At 70.0% G+C, this 18,471-nt stretch carries 19 protein-coding genes; 11 read left to right on the forward strand and 8 right to left on the reverse strand.

Features of this window, described 5'->3' with window-relative positions; all coding sequences use genetic code 11:
• The 3 genes from ACIQVZ_RS29205 to ACIQVZ_RS29215 form a co-directional block, all read right to left on the reverse strand.
• The coding region (locus tag ACIQVZ_RS29205; RefSeq protein ID WP_402453972.1) for an alcohol dehydrogenase catalytic domain-containing protein at positions 1-252 on the reverse strand (252 nt) is incomplete at its 3' end.
• A 36-nt stretch (positions 253-288) separates the two neighbouring features.
• A complete protein-coding gene (locus ACIQVZ_RS29210) occupies positions 289-699 on the reverse strand; it encodes a cupin domain-containing protein (protein ID WP_402453975.1) in 411 nt (136 codons plus the stop codon).
• Positions 700-722: 23 nt separating this feature from the next.
• The gene (locus tag ACIQVZ_RS29215) at positions 723-1,739 is read right to left on the reverse strand and encodes a zinc-dependent alcohol dehydrogenase family protein (RefSeq protein WP_402453977.1); all 1,017 of its coding nucleotides are present in this window, start codon (positions 1,737-1,739) and stop codon (positions 723-725) included.
• 160 nt (positions 1,740-1,899) lie between these two features.
• Between ACIQVZ_RS29215 and ACIQVZ_RS29220 the strand changes: the two genes are divergently transcribed.
• The 5 genes from ACIQVZ_RS29220 (at position 1,900) to ACIQVZ_RS29240 (ending at position 7,738) form a co-directional block, all read left to right on the forward strand.
• Entirely contained in the window at positions 1,900-2,805 is a 906-nt protein-coding gene (locus tag ACIQVZ_RS29220; protein ID WP_402453979.1) for a helix-turn-helix transcriptional regulator, read from the forward strand.
• 179 nt (positions 2,806-2,984) lie between these two features.
• Positions 2,985-3,920 carry a recombinase family protein gene (locus ACIQVZ_RS29225; protein ID WP_402453981.1) on the forward strand — a complete coding sequence of 312 codons (936 nt, stop codon included), beginning with the start codon at positions 2,985-2,987 and terminating at the stop codon, positions 3,918-3,920.
• 72 nt (positions 3,921-3,992) lie between these two features.
• Positions 3,993-4,685 (forward strand): response regulator, encoded by a 693-nt coding sequence (locus ACIQVZ_RS29230; protein WP_402453983.1) that lies wholly within the window; start codon positions 3,993-3,995, stop codon positions 4,683-4,685.
• The gene (locus tag ACIQVZ_RS29235) at positions 4,682-6,193 is read left to right on the forward strand and encodes an ATP-binding protein (RefSeq protein ID WP_402453986.1); all 1,512 of its coding nucleotides are present in this window, start codon (positions 4,682-4,684) and stop codon (positions 6,191-6,193) included. Before ACIQVZ_RS29230 ends, ACIQVZ_RS29235 begins: the two co-directional genes overlap by 4 nt.
• Positions 6,194-6,469: 276 nt before the next feature.
• A complete protein-coding gene (locus ACIQVZ_RS29240; RefSeq protein WP_402453988.1) occupies positions 6,470-7,738 on the forward strand; it encodes a DUF2079 domain-containing protein in 1,269 nt (422 codons plus the stop codon).
• A 291-nt stretch (positions 7,739-8,029) separates the two neighbouring features.
• On the opposite strand, the gene ACIQVZ_RS29245 is transcribed toward ACIQVZ_RS29240, so the two are convergent.
• A complete protein-coding gene (locus ACIQVZ_RS29245) occupies positions 8,030-8,485 on the reverse strand; it encodes a hypothetical protein (RefSeq protein ID WP_402453989.1) in 456 nt (151 codons plus the stop codon).
• Positions 8,486-9,028: 543 nt separating this feature from the next.
• Between ACIQVZ_RS29245 and ACIQVZ_RS29250 the strand changes: the two genes are divergently transcribed.
• The 3 genes from ACIQVZ_RS29250 to ACIQVZ_RS29260 all read left to right on the forward strand — a co-directional run bounded on the left by ACIQVZ_RS29250 (position 9,029) and on the right by ACIQVZ_RS29260 (position 12,072).
• Positions 9,029-9,835 carry a hypothetical protein gene (locus ACIQVZ_RS29250; protein ID WP_402453992.1) on the forward strand — a complete coding sequence of 269 codons (807 nt, stop codon included), beginning with the start codon at positions 9,029-9,031 and terminating at the stop codon, positions 9,833-9,835.
• 449 nt (positions 9,836-10,284) lie between these two features.
• Positions 10,285-11,406 (forward strand): Tim44-like domain-containing protein, encoded by a 1,122-nt coding sequence (locus ACIQVZ_RS29255; protein ID WP_402453995.1) that lies wholly within the window; start codon positions 10,285-10,287, stop codon positions 11,404-11,406.
• A 189-nt stretch (positions 11,407-11,595) separates the two neighbouring features.
• Entirely contained in the window at positions 11,596-12,072 is a 477-nt protein-coding gene (locus ACIQVZ_RS29260) for a hypothetical protein (protein ID WP_402453998.1), read from the forward strand.
• A 103-nt stretch (positions 12,073-12,175) separates the two neighbouring features.
• Here the strand turns inward: ACIQVZ_RS29260 and ACIQVZ_RS29265 are convergent, their stop codons facing one another.
• Together ACIQVZ_RS29265 and ACIQVZ_RS29270 are read right to left on the reverse strand one after the other, a co-directional pair.
• The gene (locus ACIQVZ_RS29265; protein ID WP_402454001.1) at positions 12,176-12,592 is read right to left on the reverse strand and encodes a hypothetical protein; all 417 of its coding nucleotides are present in this window, start codon (positions 12,590-12,592) and stop codon (positions 12,176-12,178) included.
• A gap of 2 nt (positions 12,593-12,594) precedes the next feature.
• Entirely contained in the window at positions 12,595-12,780 is a 186-nt protein-coding gene (locus tag ACIQVZ_RS29270; protein ID WP_402454002.1) for a hypothetical protein, read from the reverse strand.
• 152 nt (positions 12,781-12,932) lie between these two features.
• Between ACIQVZ_RS29270 and ACIQVZ_RS29275 the strand changes: the two genes are divergently transcribed.
• Positions 12,933-13,199, forward strand: a complete 267-nt coding sequence (locus tag ACIQVZ_RS29275) for a hypothetical protein (protein ID WP_402454004.1) — start codon at positions 12,933-12,935, stop codon at positions 13,197-13,199.
• A 166-nt stretch (positions 13,200-13,365) separates the two neighbouring features.
• On the opposite strand, the gene ACIQVZ_RS29280 is transcribed toward ACIQVZ_RS29275, so the two are convergent.
• The gene (locus ACIQVZ_RS29280; protein WP_402454006.1) at positions 13,366-14,487 is read right to left on the reverse strand and encodes a hypothetical protein; all 1,122 of its coding nucleotides are present in this window, start codon (positions 14,485-14,487) and stop codon (positions 13,366-13,368) included.
• Between the two features lie 290 nt (positions 14,488-14,777).
• Here ACIQVZ_RS29280 and ACIQVZ_RS29285 point away from each other — a divergent pair, with 290 nt between their 5' ends.
• Positions 14,778-15,227 carry a hypothetical protein gene (locus ACIQVZ_RS29285; RefSeq protein WP_402454008.1) on the forward strand — a complete coding sequence of 150 codons (450 nt, stop codon included), beginning with the start codon at positions 14,778-14,780 and terminating at the stop codon, positions 15,225-15,227.
• 235 nt (positions 15,228-15,462) lie between these two features.
• Here ACIQVZ_RS29285 and ACIQVZ_RS29290 read toward each other — a convergent pair whose 3' ends face one another.
• Entirely contained in the window at positions 15,463-16,830 is a 1,368-nt protein-coding gene (locus tag ACIQVZ_RS29290; protein WP_402454010.1) for a hypothetical protein, read from the reverse strand.
• Positions 16,831-18,037: 1,207 nt separating this feature from the next.
• On the opposite strand from ACIQVZ_RS29290, the gene ACIQVZ_RS29295 reads away from it, so the two are divergent.
• On the forward strand, positions 18,038-18,331 hold the full coding sequence (locus tag ACIQVZ_RS29295; protein ID WP_402454012.1) for a hypothetical protein: 294 nt from the start codon (positions 18,038-18,040) through the stop codon (positions 18,329-18,331).
• The last annotated feature ends 140 nt before the right edge of the window (positions 18,332-18,471 follow it).

The raw sequence follows: 18,471 nt of genomic DNA on the forward strand, positions 1-18,471 counted from the left end.
GACGCGGTCGCCGACCCGGTGGCCGGTGACGTTGGCGCCGACCTCGGTGACGGTGCCGACGATCTCGTGGCCGGGGACGACGGGGAAGGGCTGGGGGCCCCACTCGCCCCGGACGGTGTGGATGTCGGAGTGGCAGATGCCGGCGTACTGGATGGTGATGAGGATGTCGTTCGGGCCGATGTCTCGGCGTTCGATGGTGGTGGGGGCCAGGGGCTGGCCGGCGGCGGGGGCGGCGAACGCGTTGACGCGCATGTGGGTGTTCCTTGACCGGGGGGGGAGGGGCCGGGTTCAGCCGGTGACGGGTGTGGCGGCGTATTCCTCGTCGGTGACGGGGGTGAGCCAGTGGACGACATCGTGGTCGGCGTCGCCTTCGTTGATGGCGAGGTGGACCATCAGGCGGTTCGGTGCGGCGCCGTGCCAGTGCTCCTCGCCGGCTTCGAACAGGACGCGGTCGCCGGGGCGGATGACCTCGACGGGTCCACCGCGGCGCTGGCACAGGCCGATGCCTTCGGTGACGAAGACGGTCTGGCCGAGGGGGTGGCGGTGCCAGTGGGTGCGGGCGCCGGGCATGAAGTGCACCAGGTTGGCGGTGACCCGGGACGGTGCGGGCGCGGCGGCGACGGCGTCGATGTGGACGTCGCCGGTGAACCAGTCGGCCGGGCCCTTTGCGGTGTCGGTGGAACTGCGGGTGATCTGCACGGCGGTTTCCTTCCGTGATGCGGTCAGGGCTTGAGGAGGGCTTTGACGGCGCGGCGCTCGTCCATTGCGCGGTAGCCCTCGGCGACCTGTTCCAGGGGCAGGGTGAGGTCGAAGACCTTGCCAGGGTCGATGCGGCCGGTCAGGACGCGCTCGATCAGGTCGGGCAGGTAGCGGCGCACGGGGGCGGGGCCGCCGCGCAGGCCGACGTGGGAGAAGAACAGCTCCTGGCCGTCGATCGCGACCTCGTGGGGGACGCCGACGAAGCCGACGGTGCCGCCGGGGCGCGCGGAGTGCAGGGCCTGGTGCATGGCCTGGGCGGTGCCGACGCACTCCAGGACGCTGTCGGCGCCGATGCCGTCGGTCAGCTCCTTGATCCGGGCGACGCCGTCCTCGCCGCGCTCGGTGACGATGTCGGTGGCGCCGAATTCGACGGCGAGCTGCTGCCGGGGGGCATGCCGCGACATGGCGATGATCCGCTCGGCGCCCATCTCCTTCGCGGCGATCACCGCGCACAGGCCGACCGCGCCGTCACCGACGACCACCGCGGTGGAGCCGGGGCGGACCTCGGCGGCGTCGGCGGCCCACCAGCCGGTGCCCATGACGTCCGAGTTCGCCAGCAGGCCGGGCCAGAAGCGTTCGTCCGGCACGCCGTCGGTGGCGACCAGGGTGCCGGCGGCGTTCGGGATGCGGACGTACTCGGCCTGGCAGGTGGACATGAACTCGCGGTGAAGGCAGTTCGACTGGAAGCCGTTCACGCAGTTCGGGCAGGTGTTGTCGGAGGTCGCGAACGAGCCGACGACGAACTGGCCGGGCCGCAGTCCGGTCACCTCGCTGCCGACCTCCTCGACGAACCCGACGTACTCGTGCCCCATCGGGTGGGCGTGCTCGGTCGCGTCCAGACCGCGCCAGGGCCACAGGTCGGAGCCGCAGACGCAGGTGACGGCCGTGCGGATGATCGCATCGGTGGGCTTGAGGATCTTCGGGTCGTCCAGGGTCTCGAAGCGCACGTCGCCGGGGGCGTGGATCACTGCTCCGCGCATGGGAAGGTCCTTACATCGAACGGAAGGGGAAGCCCGGGGCGGTGCCGTCCAAGGGGCTCCCTTCCAGGGAACCGCGCCTTCCGCCGGCGAGCGAGGTACCAGCGAAGGGTGTACTGCCTGTACATCCCTCCCGCGGTCGGCAAGCCGTACCGTCGAAGACGTGGACAACCGCGAGGAGGTCCGCGAGTTCCTCGCCTCGCGGCGAGCGAAGATCAACCCGGAGCAGGCCAGCCTGCCCGCGGGGCCGAGGCGGCGTGTGCCAGGACTGCGCAGGAGCGAGGTCGCCGCGCTGGCCGACATGAGCGTCGAGTACTACGCCAAGCTCGAACGCGGCAATCTGGCGGGCGCCTCCCCGGCCGTCCTCGAAGCCGTCGCCCGCGCCCTGCGGCTCGACGATGCCGAACGCGCCCACCTCCTGCACCTCGCGCAGGCCGCCGACGGCTCCGACGCCCTCACCCGCCCCCGCCGCCGCACCACCACACGGCAGTGGACCCCGCACCGCAGCCTTCAGTGGACCCTCGACGCGATCACCGCCGGCCCCGCGGTCGTGGCCAACGGCCGCATGGATGTCCTGGCCGCCAACCCGCTCGCCCGCGCCTTCTACACTGACCTGTTCGCCAACCCGGACAACCAGCACAACCTGGCCCGCTTCAACTTCCTCGACCCGGCCTCCCGCCGCTTCTACCCCGACTGGGAACTGTTCGCCGACATGGCGGTCGCCATCCTGCGCCGCGAGGCCGGCCGCGACCCCCACGACAAGGACCTGCACGACCTCATCGGCGAACTCTCCACCCGCAGCACCGACTTCCGCACCCGCTGGGGCGCCCACGACGTCCGCCGCCACGGCACCGGCACCAAACGCTTCCACCACCCCGCCGTCGGCGACCTCACCCTCGCCTACGAATCCCTCGACCTGGCCGCCGAACCCGGACTCCACATGACCATCTACACCGCCGAACCCGGCTCCCCCTCCGAAGAAGGCCTGCGCCTGCTCGCCTCCCTCGCTGCCACCGAGAACGCCAGCTCGACAGTGCGGCACCCCACGAGGTCCGCTGTGATCGAATGAAGACTGGGGGCGGAATCGATTGTTTACGCCCCCGCCTGCCGATCCATTGACGAGAGACGGACATAACAGAGCATTTAGGGCATAGATCCAATCCGCTCCATCCCACAATTGCGCCTCCCCATTCAGCCCCCCTAAAGTCGCATTTCGGAGCGCCGGAAAGGGATGAAGAGGGATAGAATATGACAGACCGTTTGTATCTGCGGCATTCCACCGACAAGCAGACTAATGCCCGCCAACTCCATGCTCTGGACAGTCTGCTCAAGTCCGGCGCGCCGACGTACGAGGACCCGGCCACCTCCTCCCGCGTCTACGCGATCAACCGGACGGGGTTCCGCCGGCTGCTCGACGAGGCGGCGGTCGGCGACGCCATCCGAATCGCGGATGCCGCCCGGCTGTTCCGCTCGACCAAGGACGTCATCCAGATCCGGGAAGCCCTCCAACGGCGCGGCCTGCACCTGCACATCGCCACCGGCGCGTGGTCCGGCTTCGACCTGGCCGCCGACGACCCGCAGACCAAACTGTTCGTCACCATGCTCGCCGGCGTCCTGGAGTTCCAGCGCGACATGATCTCGGAGAACACCCGCGAGGGCGTCGCCGCAGCCGAAGCCGCCGGCAAGACCCTCGGCCGCCCCGCCGCGCTGGACGAGGACCAGGCTGCAGCCGCCGTCGCGGCGTACCACCAGGGCACCGCTATCAAAGCCCTCGCCCGGCAGCACCAGGTCGACCCGAAGACCATCCGCCGCGTCCTGGACGCCGCCAGCGCCCGCGAACTCCCCGAAATCCCCGAGCTGCAGGCCGACGGCGCCGAACCCGGCGAGCCGCAGCCCACGCCGGAGCCGAACCCGGACGTGACGCTCCACCTGCCCGGCCTACTCGCCGACCAGCTGCACGCCGCCGGTGACGAGGCCGTCCGCCAGGCACTCGCCTCCAGCCGAACCATCCGCCGCGGCCAAGGCCACTCGGTCCGCCTCACCGGCCCGCTCAAACTGCATTACGCCGCGCTGCAGCAGAGCGCCACCCTCGCCGCCGAGACAGCCAGCCCGGCCGAGCGAAAGGCCCACCGGGTCTACACGACCCGCATCACAGCCGCGTCCCTGGGTGTTGCCCAACGGTGACAGAGCCCATATGAGCTGCACATACTTCACGAGCACGCTGCGCGGGTGGTTACCGAGCGAAGAGGGGTGGGGATGGCGCGCGTACTGCTCGTCGAGGACGACGACGGGCTCCGCGAGGCTCTGGATCTGGCGCTGTCGGGCCTGGGGCACGAGGTCCTCGGCGCACCGAACGGTCCTGTAGCGCTGGAGAGGCTGGCGGCCGGCCGAGACGTCGAGTGCGTGGTGTTGGACGTGATGATGCCGCAGATGGACGGGTTCGAGGTCTGCCGGGGGATCCGGCGGCTCAGCCAGACCCCGGTCATCATGCTCACGGCGCGCTCGGAGCCGATCGACATCGTCGCCGGCCTGGAGTGCGGGGCGGACGACTACGTCGCCAAGCCGGTGGAGCCGCGGGTGCTCGACGCCCGGATCAAGGCGGTGCTTCGGCGAGTGACTCCGACCGCCGGACCGGACGGCGAGGCGAGCGTCGTGGACCTGGGGTCGGTTCGCGTGGACACCCGCGCGATGACCGTCACCAAGCACGGTGCGCCGGTGGAACTGACCCCGACCGAGCTGCGTCTGCTGCTGGAATTCGTGCTCCACCCCGGGCAGGTCCTGACCCGGCAGGTGCTTCTGGACCGGGTCTGGGACTACGGGTATCTCGGCGACTCGCGCATCGTTGATGCGTGCGTCTGGCGTCTGCGGGCGAAGACCGAGGACGACCCGGCCAGGCCCTCGTTGATCGCCACCGTGCGCGGGGTCGGCTATCGGCTGGACCTGCCGTGACTGGCCGCCTCGGACTGCGCGGCCGCATCACCGTCACCGTGCTGCTCGCGCTGCTGCTGCCTTCGGTGCTCCTTTCCATGCTCAGCTACCGCGCTCTGCGAGAGCGCGCCGAGCAGGACTTCCGCGCCCGGGTACTGTCCAGCGCGCTGTCGGACTTCACCTCGGCGGCCAACTCTGTCCGGGCCCAGGTCAAGCCGACCGCCCTGCTCAGCGCCCACGAAGCGCTCGCAGTGCGAAAGTTCAACACGTACGTGGTGTACGCCATGAAGCCGAACCCGAACGGCACCGGGTACACGGTCCCCGACCCGAACGAGCCGCCGGGTCCCGACCAGGATCCGAACACCTGGCCCGGCCTCAAGGCCACCAGCGCGTCTGACGCGAGCGACGCGCAGATCTCTTCCACCCCCCTTACGGCGTTCCTGAAGACCGGCGACCACCCGCCGCTGCTGGACGAGCGGCACCTTGCTCTCGTGCACCCCGCGGGCAAGCCCTGGCTGGTCGTCGGGGCCATCGTGGGCAGCCAGGGAGTGAGCGACCGGTACCCCGGCGCTCCCGTCGTAGCAGTCGAGTACCACTCGCTCCAGCCGGTTGACGATGAGGCGAGCGCCGATCTGCGCAGTCTCCTTTTGGTCTCCGCGGCCACGGTGGTGCTCGGCGCTCAGCTCGCGTGGCTCGTTGCCGGCCGGGTCCAACGGCCCGTCACTGCCGCCAGCGCGGCCGCACGCGCACTCGGCGCCGGAGACCTGACGGTCCGTCTGCCGGTGTCCGGCCGTGATGAACTCTCCGATCTGAGTTCCTCGTTCAATCAGATGGCCGACCGCTTGGCCGAGACGATTGACCAACTCACCCGGCACCAGGCGCGCCAGCGGCAGTTCGTCGCGGACGTGAGTCATGAGCTGCGTACACCAACCGCCTCGCTCCTGGCGGCTGCGACCGCGCTGGAGCGCCCCGCCACCAGGGACAGAGCCGCGACGCTGATCGCCCCTCAGCTGCGGCGGCTGGCCACGCTGACCGAGGACCTGCTGGAGATCTCGCGCATCGATGCGGGCGAGGCCACCGTGGCCCTGCAGCCGGTCGATCTCGCCGACCTGGTCGCCGACGTCGTCGCCCACAGCGAATCACCCGATTCGGTGACCGTCCGAACCGAGGGCGACACCAGCGCCGACATCGATCCGCGCCGTATGCACACCGTCATCACCAACCTGGTGTCCAACGCGCTGCGTCACGGTGCCGCACCAGTAGAGGTGACGGTCCGCGGGGTGGAACGCGGCGTTGTCGTCCGGGTCGCCGACTCCGGGCCCGGGGTACCCGCGGAACTGCACGAACAGGTCTTCGATCGCTTCGTACGGGCTGATCCAGCGCGCGCTTCCGGCCACGGCGGCCCGGGCAGCGCCGGCAACGGGCTCGGACTGGCGATCGCCCGGGAGAACGCGCAGCTGCACCACGCCACGCTGACCCTCGCCAACGAGCCGGGTGCCGTGTTCACGCTGACCGTACCGAAACGGTGACAGGCCGGTTCCCGTGGTCGGCCCGAGCCACGGGAAGCCCATACGGAGCCACGACCGCGCGCATACACGGCGGTGACGCTCTGAACAAGCCGCGCGACCAGCCTGCCCGGGGTGACCACTCGAACACCGCTCACCCGCCCGCGCCCTGCCGCAGCCCCCGCCCGGCCCCCATACCCGCCCCGTCACCGGCGATGGGCGGCGACTGCCCTGGGCAGCGCCTTCCTGCTGGTCTACCTGACACTGTCACTGCGTCGGTACGACCGCTTCGGCTCCGGCGTGGACCTCGCCATCTTCGGGCAGGCCGTCAAACACCTCGCCGCGGGCCAGGTCCCGGTAGTCGATCTCAAAGCCCCCGGCTTCCTGGCCTTCGGTGATCATTTCGACCCCGTCATCGCCCTTGCGGCCCCGCTCTACCGCATCTGCCCCGACATCCGGGTCCTGCTCTGCCTCCAGGCGCTGCTCGTCGCGGCGGCTGTCGTCATCGTCGCCGACATCGCGACGGTCACGCTCGGCCAGTGGCGAGGACTGTCGGCCGGTGCCGCGTTCGGAACGTCGGTCGGCGTCCAGAACGCCGTGGACTTCGACTTCCACGAAGTCGCCTTTGCCGCGCCCCTGCTGGCGCTCGTCCTTCGGGCCTACCTGCTCGGCCGATGGCGTCTGTGCGCCGCCCTCACGGCCGGGCTCCTGTTGGTCAAGGAGGATTCCGCCTTCATCATGCTGGGAGTCGCCCTGGCCCTGGTCGTACGAGGCCGCCGTGTGCTGGCCGCCGCGCTGGCGGCCTGGGCAGTGGCCGGCCTCGCGGTAGTCCTTACAATCGTCATCCCGTCCCTGAGCTACTGGCATCGCTACACCTACGCGCCGAAGGCCGAGGACCCATGGACGTTCCTCACGGCTTGTGCCCACAGTCTCGGCACCAGCCTGGTCACCGACGGCACCGCGTCGCGGACCGTTGTTCTCCTGCTGGCGGGCGCAGGAATCATCGGAGCGCGTTCTCCACTGATCTGGGCCGCCCTGATCCCCATCCTCGTGCGAGCCGCGAACACCAACCCGGCGTACTGGGGACCCGGCTTCCACTACAACCTGCTCATCGAGGTGGTCCTCTTCGCCGCCCTTGTCGACGCGCTACGGCACCGCCCCCGAGCCGAGCCCGTGGTCTGGACACTGATCGCCTGGATGACGGCTGCTGCTCTGGCCTGCGGACCGCTCGCCACCGTCCTCTCCCGCCAAGAAGACTGTCCGCGCTGCCGCGCCACGCACTCGGCGCTGGCCGTGATCCCGGACGGCGCCACCGTCGCCGCCGACACCTACCTGCTCCCGCACCTCGTCGACCGCACCACGGGCTACCTGCTCACCCCTGAATTCACCGACTCTGCCGGGCATCCCCTCACACCGGACTGGGTGGTGCTCGACGAACAGACCTCCACGTATGGAGACCCGTCATGGGTACCCGCGCTCACCCGCCGCCTTGCGTCCACCTATGAGGAGGTCTCGGCCGGGGACGGATACCTCGTGCTGCATCGCAGGGCCGTGGCTACACCCGACTGACCCGAAGACGCGGCCTTCGTGCGTCTTATGTTGAGCAGTCCGACGGTGTGTCTGGCTAATGTTCGGTGCTTGGCTTCTTGAAGATCACTAAGCCGCTTCGGCGGTGCGATGGCCTTAACGTTCAATCCAGCAGCTTTACCGGCGAGACCCCTACACCACCCGCATCACGGCCGCCGAGTAGCCAGGAGCCCGTTTGCGGCTCCTGACACGATCGTTAACGGCACCCCATGTACGGAGCGAGAAAACGAGTTCATGCCCCGGCCAGGTCTATCCACGCGAGGTATCGGACTTCTATCCGGCTCGCGTAACGTGATCCACGACCATTCGCGTATTGATGTAGAGCATTTCGAGGATCTTAAATGCAGGCGCCTGGCGGCCTTTTCCTAGATCGGCTTGCACCACGGCTTCCATCGAGAAGTTGCCAGATACTCGGGCGATCCTCTTCTTGGTAATATTGCGAAGAAGCAGTGCGCCGTCTATCCATTCCGGGGTAAATGCCTCCATTTTAGGCGGAACGGAGATTTTGGCATCTTCTTCTGTCTCGAATTCGACCGTTGACTGATGACTGGCAGCCGCCGGATCCAGAGTCGGCTTCATCTGCAAGTGATGCTTGTCGCTGTTATCGAGGTCCCGAAGCAGCAGCAATAGGTCAGCTTCTTCTTTTCCGCCCCCCTGGAAGGGCTGTACCTCTTCAATGGCGATCCGATACGGCTCAGGCAGCGCTTCGATCCGCTTCTTGCCGTCCACCCATTCCTTGGAAGACGACCAGGCTCGAAGACGCCCTCCACCTGGACGAGTTCGCGGCCCTCGCCCGAAAGTGGGCCGAGCAGGACGTGCGGCCGGAGGACGTGTCCAAGATCGGGCGGCTGGCCGCGGTGGTCGGGGAGTTTGCCGTCAGGGTCGCGGAGGACCGGGGCCGGCAGGACCTGTTCGACGCGGTCGCCGAACTCGACGAAGCGGCCGGTGCGAGCGACCCGGCTGCGCGCCAGCGCCAGCTGCGCGCCGCGGCGTGGTCCGTCGAGGCGGGGGAGCGAGCGGGGGCGGACCGCGTGGATCCCTACCTTGCGGTGGTGGTGAGGGCCGGCGGGGACGTGGTGTTCGTGAGGCACTCGATGTCCGCGTACGACGGCGCCAACCACATGCTCGCCTCCGTCCAGGTCGCCGGTGACCTGGAGAGCATGCAGTCCGGCGGGTGCCGGCTCAACGAGCTGCAGGTCAGCCGCGCGGGTCTGTGGGCCATGGTTCGAGAGGACTCCCCGCACGAGCCGAAGAGCCGGCGCACCGGGCTTCATGACCGATCGCCGGGGCCCGTCCGGCGGGCCGGACGCCACCTCGGCCGGGCCGGTCCTGGACCGGCAGTTCACCAGGAGGACGCGGGCCGTCGATGCCGCCCTCCCGCCGTCGCAAGAGCAGGGGGAGTTCATGTCCGAGTTTCCGAGCAAGGATCAGCTCAGCGTGCTGAGCAAGACGGAGCTGGAGGCCCTTGCCACGCTCAACGAGGCAGTCGGCGACCTCACACACGAATGGCATTCCGCGATCGCGGTCGAGCGCCGGGCCCGCTCGCTCGGCGACAGCGCCGAACGCAGGCTCGACGGGGCATCGTTCGACTCCCACGCGCAGGCGCTGAGCGGGCTCTACCACCACGCGTTCCAGTACGGGCGGGGAGTCGAGACGCTGCTGTGGCGCTACGCCAGCGCAGGCGCGGCCCTGGGCATCACCGTGCTGGACCGCGTGGTCACCGGGAAGCCCCCGCTGGACCGGGAGAGCCTCAAGCGGCTGTGTGAGGAACCAACCCTGGCCGAGCTGGAGGCGCTGCTGAGGATTCCGGTCGACCGCCTACTGGGTGCCCGCGACGCCGACGCGCTCGCCCGAGCGAACGAGCAACGCCAACGCCTGCTGGACGGCATCGAAACGGCCTACGAGATCCTCACCGACGACATGATCGACGAAAGGCTCGACCTGCCGACTGCGGCCGCCTCCCAGCTGTCCGTCGCCGCGATCGAGGGCTGCGACGCCCCGTGGGCCGCGCTGCTCGACGGCGTCCTCGCGATGGCGACCCAGATGCCGTACGAGATCGCCTTCGCCACCCGCACCTGACAACACCCGCCCGCTCGTAACGGCAAGGCCGGCCGGGTGGTGGCGCGAGGACTGCACGGCATGGCGCCTCACGCCTTCTTCACCAGCGGCCCCGCAGCGCACGCCTGCCCCGGCGGGCCCGCCGCCGCCCCCTGCCAAGGCGGCCCGTTGGTCTCGAAGCTTCCCGCACACCCCCGAACTTGTACGCTTGCCTGGAAGATCTGCGGTTCTTGGAGGGAGGCCCGGTGCGCGTCCGCCAGTGGATATGTGTGGTCGCGGGAGCCGTCGCGCTGAGCAGCCCGACGGTCGCCTATGCCCGCGGTGGGGGCGGCGGTCACGGGTTCGGGGGCGGTGGGGGCGGGGGCGGCCATAGCGGTGGCGGCTTCCACGGGTCGACTGGCGGCGGTTTCGGCGGCCCCGGAGTCGGCTTCGGGACCGGTTTCGGAGCCGGTGGCAGTGGGCTCGTCGCCGTGCTGGTGATCGTGGCCGTGGTCCTGCTGATCCTGTGGCTCAGGTCCCGGCGCCGCAAGGCGGCGCTGGCAGGCGACCTGAACACGGTCTCGGACCGCACGGCACACCGCGCGGACGCGCGGGCGCGCGAGCGCGCCGCCCGGGTCTCGGCCCGGGTCGATGCCATCGCCGACACCGATGCGACCTTCGACCGCGCGGCGCTCGAGCACCGCGCCGTGTGGCTGTACAAGACGGCCCAGCGGGCCTGGACCGGACACGATCACGCCACGCTGCAGCAGATCCTGTCCCCGGTGCTGTACGGCAAGTGGGCCGAGGAACTGCGCGACTACGAGTCGCGTGGCGAGGTCAACGTCGTGGAGATCGTCGACGGTCCGGTGGTCGAGCTGGTCGACGTCGCCAACCGGGCGGGTGAGGTGAACGACACCGTCACCTTCCGGATCACCGCGACGCTCCGCGACTACGTACACCGCGGCGACGGCCGGCAGGCCGTGCGCAAGGACGACTCGACGCGCCCGGTCGAGTACTGGACACTGCGCAAGAACGCGGTCGGCGAGTGGATCGTGTCCTCACTCGAGCAGGCCGCCGAGGGAGCGCACCACCTGAGCAGCGCCATCGAGACCGACGGCTGGGACCAGAAGGAAGTCGCCCGGGACGCGGTGCTCGAGGTCGCGCAGAAGAGCACGGTCACCGGGGCGAGCGACATCCTCTCCCTCACCAACATCTCGTGGAGCACGGACGCCGACACCGCCGCCGGCGATCTGAGCGTCCTCGACGGCCGCTTCGACAGAGCAGTTCTCGAGGTCGCCGTCGAGCGGTTCCTCGAGGAGTGGGTCATGAACGACGGCAGCCTCGACTTCACCCCCGTCCGCACAGCCCGCCGGACCGTCCTGCGCGAGGCCACCGTCACGTCGGTCACGGTGCGCTCGCTGGTCTCACACGACCCGGTCGTCTTCCGCGTCGCGGTCGACGCGCTGGGCGTCTACTACGAAGTCGACCGCCGCACCGAACAGGTACTGCGCGGTGACGCGCACAAGCGCAGGCCGATCGCCTTCACCTTCGACCTGCAGCTTGACGACACCTCGGCCAAGGCATGGACCGTGATCGCCACCGCCACGCAATAGCCACACCCCCACCGCCACCACGGGCCCTCACGCACACATCCCCCCCCCGCCACGGCCCACCGCCCGCCCCGCCCGCCGCACCACCCTGCGCACCGGCCGCGACCCCGTCTCCTTCGGCGACGCCCTGCCCGAGCTGGTCGCCGAACGGGCCTGGGACACGCCCACCGCTGGCGGCGGCATCCTCGACCAGTGGGCCGCCATCGCGAGCTGATCGGCAAGGTCACCCCGGTCCGCTACAACCCGCGCACCGGCTTCCTCGACCTCCAGCCCGCCTCCCCGACCTACGCCACCCGGCCTCGCCTGCTCGAGCGCCAGCTGGTCGCCCGGATCAACGGCAAGGCCAGCCGGACCGTCGTGCGCGACCTGCGGGTCCTGGCACCTCGCGCCCTCACCACCACCGGCCCTGGCCCGCAGGCCGAGCACCACCAGGCCGCCGAGCAGCCCGAGGCCCCGGTCCGCACCCGCGACGACGTGAGCGCCGGCCACCACTGCGCGCTCTCCAGGAGGAGACCGCCGCCAGCAGCCAGGCCCTCGCCGAACGCCGCGCCCTCCACGACAAAGCGCTTCGCGTCGGCGCTGCCCCGCTCCGCCCTCCGATGCCCTCACCGGTGCCGCGTGACCAGGACCGCCGAACAGGTCGATGGCCAGGTCGCCGGCGGCGGCTGACCCCCGCGAGCGCGGGGCCGACGCGTGGATCACGCCGCTGTCCGGGTCCAGGACGGAGCCATCCCTGTGAGCGCGGCGAGCCACGGTCGTGACTGCTCCAGGACTACTCCTGGCGGTAGATCCGACCTGTTCGGACTTCGCTCTCCACCACGTTGGCGATGAAGAGACCGAAGTCGAAGTGCTCGGCTTCGACGAACGGGGTCAAGTCGTTCTCCAGCCCGTACCATTCCGACGGCACCGGATAGTGCAGTTCAGCGACCTGATCGATCTCCAGGACGCATTCGGGCTCCTGGATCCGGTGCCGGACCAGTGCCGGGGAGTCGATCCGGCACTCACGGTCTCCCACCCGCAGGTGGAGCCCGTCGGCGTCCCGGTAGAACACCACGGTGCTTCCGGCCAGTTCACCGTAGTGACCGTGGGTTTCCTGTCCGGGTTCGACAGCACGCTCAGAACTCAGCTCCCCAGTCGCCGGGTCGAAGTCGGCGACCAGCCGATAGGTGTCGAAGGAAGCGATGAGCACCACTACCTCTTCCCCAGACCGAGGTCCTTGCCACCGGTCCGTGTCGCGCTTTCGATGATGTCCTCCCACGACTTGTCGTGTGCCCGCAGCCAGTCGACGCTCGGCCCGAGCTTGTCCTCGTACTTCGCCAGGTTGCGGGCGCAGATCGCCTCGCGCCGCTCCTCCGGGGTCGCATCCTTGTACTTCACCCCGAGATCGCGGCGCGCCTGGTGCAGGGTACGGGCGATCTCCTCGTCGGACTTGCCGGCCGCCAGGTGGGGCCAACTTAAACCGTTCCTCGGTGGGGCCACTTGCAGCCGTCACCCCGGGGCCGAGAAACACCGTCCTAGACAGGTCCACGATGGGACCGCTTCCCGCGTTCGGGCAGACGGGGTCGTCGGCGGCTTCGCCGGTGTTCTCCGCGTTCGCCCGTGAACTTCCGCTGACCGAGCCGTTCCGGCGCCGGCACCTGGTCTACGTCGCACACTTTCCCGACCACCTGGCGGCGGCCGTCGCCGCAGTCGAGCAGGACGACCCGGACCGCGCGCCGGCCGTCCGGCCCGACACCGCCGCAGGCGGCCCGCTGCTGCTCCCGGCGATGACTGGCGCGTCCTACCAGTGGCGCTGACCACCCGCACGATGTTCACCGGAACGGGTTCTGGCTCGACTTCCGTGGAGGGAACACGCTGAGTGACGAATGGGCTCCCAGCCTGTTCGCCAGCCCCTACCTGGACCGCGCCCTCGGCCACGGCTCGACTCGGCCTGGCCCGGCCGGCCAGTGACCGGGGCGCGGGCTAGAAGAAGCCCGCGCGATTGTGCTGCGTGAGGCCGTCGAGGATCTCGCGCAGCCGCGGGCTGCGGACGGCCGGCAGCCGAACCAGGGTGTGCTGGAACACTCCCGGATCCACCCGGAACAGGCGACCGGTGAGCAGCGGGGGTGAGTCGAAGTCGTCGCGGAGGGCGCTCTTGGGCAGGTTGCCCGATATGGGAACGGGCAGGTCCGGCTTGGGGGAGGCCATCTGTAGCCACACTCCGAACGGCAGCGGTACCGGGTACGCCGCCGTGTTGGCTGGGGCCCAGGCCTCCCCCGTCTGCGGATGGGACGGTACGAGGAGGATGTCGGCGTTCCCGCCGGGAGTTGGTCGTCCTGGTCCGGCCAGGACGGCGCGCCGCGCCGGCGGGCCCTCGGGCAGCAGGGCGTTGAGCGTTCGTTGGAACACCTTCCCGGCCAGGCCGTCCGGGACGGTCACTGGCCGGCCTTCCGATGCCACGAGCAGGTGGGCGAGCGCCTGGCCGGCCGCCGCCTCCCACTGTGGGCTCCACGACCACCGGTGGTTCGACCAGTGGCCCGGCCTCATTCGCGACTGCCATGTGGCGATCGGCTCGAACGGGGGTGTGCCCTTCCCTTCCGCCATCAGCTCCGCCCAGGAAAGCGGTGCCGCGTCGGCGCTGTCGACGGGAAGGCGGCGTACGGCGTTCGGGGCGAGCCACATCGCCTGCCAGAGCGAGCAGTCGTCGATCCGGCTCGCCACGGGCAGGGCACATTCCGCGCAGGCCACGTTGGGGCCGTCGGCCCCGTCAAGGCCGCAGCAGTAGCCGCCTGTGCGATTCCCCGGGATCAGCACGGTTCCGCGGGCGTCGCCTGGTGCGATGACGATCGCGCCGGGCGGGCCGTCGGACAGGGCGTGGACCGGCGCGTAGACAGCGCGGGCGGCAGCCTCGTCCGGATGGATCTCTTCCCACGTTCGCCATGGCGGCCCCCATGGCTCCGAGTCCACGGCGAAGGTGCCTGATTCCATGAGCACCGGGAGCTGGATCCCGTTTCCGTACATCTGATGGGCGTGGGCCGGCAGGGCGACCTGGGACAGCGAAGTGGTCAGCTCAGCGCCGCACCCCGCACACACGAAAACGAACAAATGTCCTCCGTCTGGGAAACGGAGGCATCATCGCAGCTCGGCAGTGGCCGGCCAATCGGTTTCCAGGGCAGCGTGAGGCACAGTCACCCGTCACTCAGCGTGTGCAGTCCACGGGAGTTGAGCCAGAGCCTGAGTTTGGGCAGCAGGTGTTGATCTGCTGCCGGCGAAGTGTCGCTGGGTTTCGAGAGCACCTATGCAACGTGTCGGCCCGGACTCGCGGTCGTTGCGGCCTGTGGGGTGGAATGGGTCCGATCGGGCGATGGGTCTGACGATCGGACTGGAGTGCTTGGGTGGGGACGATTCTCGAGGGCGTGGGCCGTGTTCGTTGGCACGAGTTGAAGCATGCCTACGGGTCGGCGGCAGATGTTCCCGGCGTGCTGTCGCGGATCGCGTGGGGGGATTCCCGGGCGAGTGAGGCGGCCCTGAGTGATCTTGCTCTGTGGATCGGTGAGCTGGCAGTCTTCGATGCGACTGTTGCTGCTGTTCCCTTTCTGTGGGACCTTGCGGTCGCCGAGAGCGTGAAGTCCCGGGCCGGGGTGGTCGAGTTGCTGCAGGCGATCCTCGAGCACGGCAACCCGCCGCAGCCGAACGTGCAGTTGGACGCTCACCAGGCCGTGCTGAGCGGCCGGCCGACAGCGGACCGGCTCACCCACGACAGTGACCCCGTGGTGAGAGCAGCGGCTCAGGACCTGTTGGCTGCGATCGACAGTCATCTGAGTGAGTCCCGCTGTCGGGTTTGATGCAAGGGCCTTCCCTGGCCCTCTGATGGCGGTCGTCGTTCGGCCTGACTAGCTGAGGAAGGCCCGAGAACGGTCAGCTGAGGGCTTGCTGCTGTTCGGCTCGGGCGCGGATGGGGGCCACCCCCGCTCGGGCGGGGGGGGGGGGGGGGGGCAGCCGCCGCCCGGAGGGCTCGCAAACGGCAACGGCGGAGCCGTCCTCGTGGACGGCCCCGCCGTTACGCGCAGGTCGGTCGGGTTACCAGTGGTCCTGGCGCTCGCACTTCTCGTCGTGCTCGTGGCGCTTGATCGTGGTGAGGTCGGAGGCGATGTGGCCGGCGGGGTCACCGCCGCCGATCGCGGTGGCGGTGTTCGTCACCTCGGGGCGGGCCCAGCAGTCGACGTCGGCCTTCAGGGTGATGGGCGGGTAGCTGCTCCCGGCGGCAAGTGCGTCGTTGCGGGTGCAGGTGAGGTTGATCAGGGTGCAGTTCCAGCCCGTGCCGCCGATGCTGTCGGCGCTGAGTCCGTCGGGAAGGGTGTCGTACACGGTAACCGTCGTGCCGTCGGTCGGGGCGGCCCCGGCGGCGTTGCCGACCGTGATGGTGTAGGTGCCGTCCCGTCCCTGGGTGAAGTGACCGGTGTGGGTCTTGGTGATGGTCAAGGACGGGACTGTGTAGGAGATGGTCACCTGGCCGTTGTTGTTCGCCGTCCCGATGGTGGAGGGGCTGTAGCTGGTGCCGGTACCGGTCGGGGTCGCGAAACTGCTGCCCCCACCGCCCCCGCCTCCGCCCCCCGAGGTGCCTTCGTTGTTGACGGCGGCGCTGCCGCCGCCTCCGCCGGCGAAGTAGCCGCCGCCCCCGCCCCCGCCGGCACCGGTGATGGCCAGGGCGCAACCGCCGCCGATGCTGCCCCCGGCTCCTCCGGTGCCGACCGCGGCACCGGAGAACGCGTTGCCGGGCCCGCCTTTCGTGACGGTGCAGAACGGGACGGTGCCGGCGGCCCCGCCGGCGCCCACGGTACTGGCGGTGGTGCTGCCCCCGCCCCCGCCCTGCCCGGGCGAGGCGGGGGCGAAGGCGCCTCCCGCGGTGCCGCCGGTGGCATCCGATGTTCCGCCGTTGCCCCCGTTGCCCCCGGCAGAGCCCGCTCCGGTGCCGCCGGCGGCACCGCCGCCCCCGGCGACCACCAGCAGGGAGCCGCCCACGCTGATGCTGGACGCCCCGCCCCCACCCGGGCCTTCGTCCCGAAAGCCGATGGCCGGGTAACTCCCGCCCGGGGCACCGCCGTTGAAGCCGCCGGCGCCCCCCGTCCCGGTGCCGTTGCAGCCCTTGCCGCCGGCACCGCCGACGTTGACGGTGAAGGTCGTCGGGGCGGTGGTCTGCGGCAAAGTGGTCACCACCCGCGCGCCCCTCCCGCCCGTCCCCGTGACGGAACAGGCAGTGCCGGTGTTGTCGCCACCGCCGGCGCCGTCCGCAGTGATCGTCACCACCGCCGCCGCCGGAACCGTCAAGGTCTGCTGAGCGCCGGTGAAGGTGAAGGTCTGCGACGGATCAGCCCGCTGCGCCCGCACCGGCGCGGCCTCCACCGGCGCGGCACCCGCCGGCGCAGCCGTGGCCACCAGCAGCGCCATACCCGACAGCAGCGCACCCCCCACCGATACCACTGCCGCGCCGCGCTCCCCACCTCGCCCACCCGAGCCAACCGGGCCGGACGCGATCCCGCCGACCAGGTTGAACACAGCCACCGGCCGCTGACGCCTGACCCGGTACCACGGCAGATCGCCCTGTCCACAAGTACGAGTGCTCATCCGCAGGTTCACCTCTCCTCACAACGAAGCGTCCGGCCCCGCGACAAGGCACACAGCAGGGACACTTGACGGGAAATCATGACAAACCACAGTAGATACCCCGATCCGATCACTTCGAGGCACCGAGGCAGCGAGAAACCCCGTGTGTCGCAGCGCCCCACGCACACCGGCGACAAACCGGCATCCGACCAGGTCACCGCCTGACGAGTCGTCCCGACCGGTCTGTCGCCCCACCAGCCCCGCACAACCCGGCCAGCCCCCGCAGCCCCGCCGCATCGAGTAGAACCTCAGCATCGGCCCCCGCTGGTCCTGCCGCAAGGAACGCAACGAACGGCTGGAACGGGAGGCAGCCGTCGGACCATCGCTGGTCGAGGTAGGGCTTGAACTCGTCGAGCTTGCTGGGCCTGCCTTGCTACTGGCCCTGGAACAGCTCGTCCGGGGTCGTGGCGTCGGCGTACCGTTTGACGGTCCGACAGGTCATGCCGAGCTGGCGGGCGATGGCTCGTCGGCTGTGGCCGGCGGCCAGGTAGGCGTGGACGGTGGCGTGCGTGGCCTGGGTTCGGTCGGGGCCGCCACCAGCGTCGGCGACCGCCTCGCCGCTACCTCACACGGTGTGATGGAGCGCGCTAGTTTGCGAGCGGCTGGGAGGGTGGCGCTGGTCAGGGGTCTGGCGGAGCAAGCTGGTTTGCGAGTTCGGAGCGCGGTAGCTTGCGAACGCGGGCGCTGAGTCGTCACCGCCTGTGATCTCTGGGGCTTCCAAGGTGCTTGTGCCTGCTCCTCGCCGATGCACCAGCGGGCCTCGTCGCCTGATCGGATTCAGTCGATCACGGCCAGATGTGGTCGATGGCCCGAGAGCGTCGCCGGACCCGCTGACGAGCCTTTAGGTTGAACCACGGCCACGACCCATCTACGCGCCTGCGACGTTCCCGAGCTGCGCCAGGACCTGGTCCGCTGGGCGGACGAGAACGTGCCGCGCGCCGATCGCGGCACTGGACCTGTTCTGATGCACGGGTTCACTGACCCTCGCCTGGTGCAGTCGGCTGTCCGCAGTGCGGAGTTGTACTTCGTCAACGACGACATGACCTGGCTGGCCCGCACCGTGGGCGAGGGTCTGCCGGTCTGCGCGTTCGACGCGGACGACCTGCCGGATCCGATCGGCCTCCTGCTGTGGTCCGATGACCCGAGCGCGCACACGGCGACCCTCGGCCGGCCCCGGGCGGTGGTGTGGTCCCGCGTCGGGACGACCTTGCGGGTTCTGGTCCTGGACGACGCCGGCCCGTACCGGCGGGCGCTGGAGGAGGCGGGTCGGAGAACCGCACGTTGAGCAGCTCTGTCGGCGACGAGTAGCATGCTGAGTCACAGCAGGTGGGCAGGGTGGGGTAGGTGCCGAGAAGTGGCTTCGGCTGCCGGGTGCACAATTGACGTGGCGTTCGTGATCAAGTGGTGATTGAGAGCGGTGCCGAG

Origin of the sequence: Kitasatospora sp. NPDC098663 (genome assembly GCF_044760075.1) — a bacterium.
Lineage (GTDB): Bacteria > Actinomycetota > Actinomycetes > Streptomycetales > Streptomycetaceae > Kitasatospora.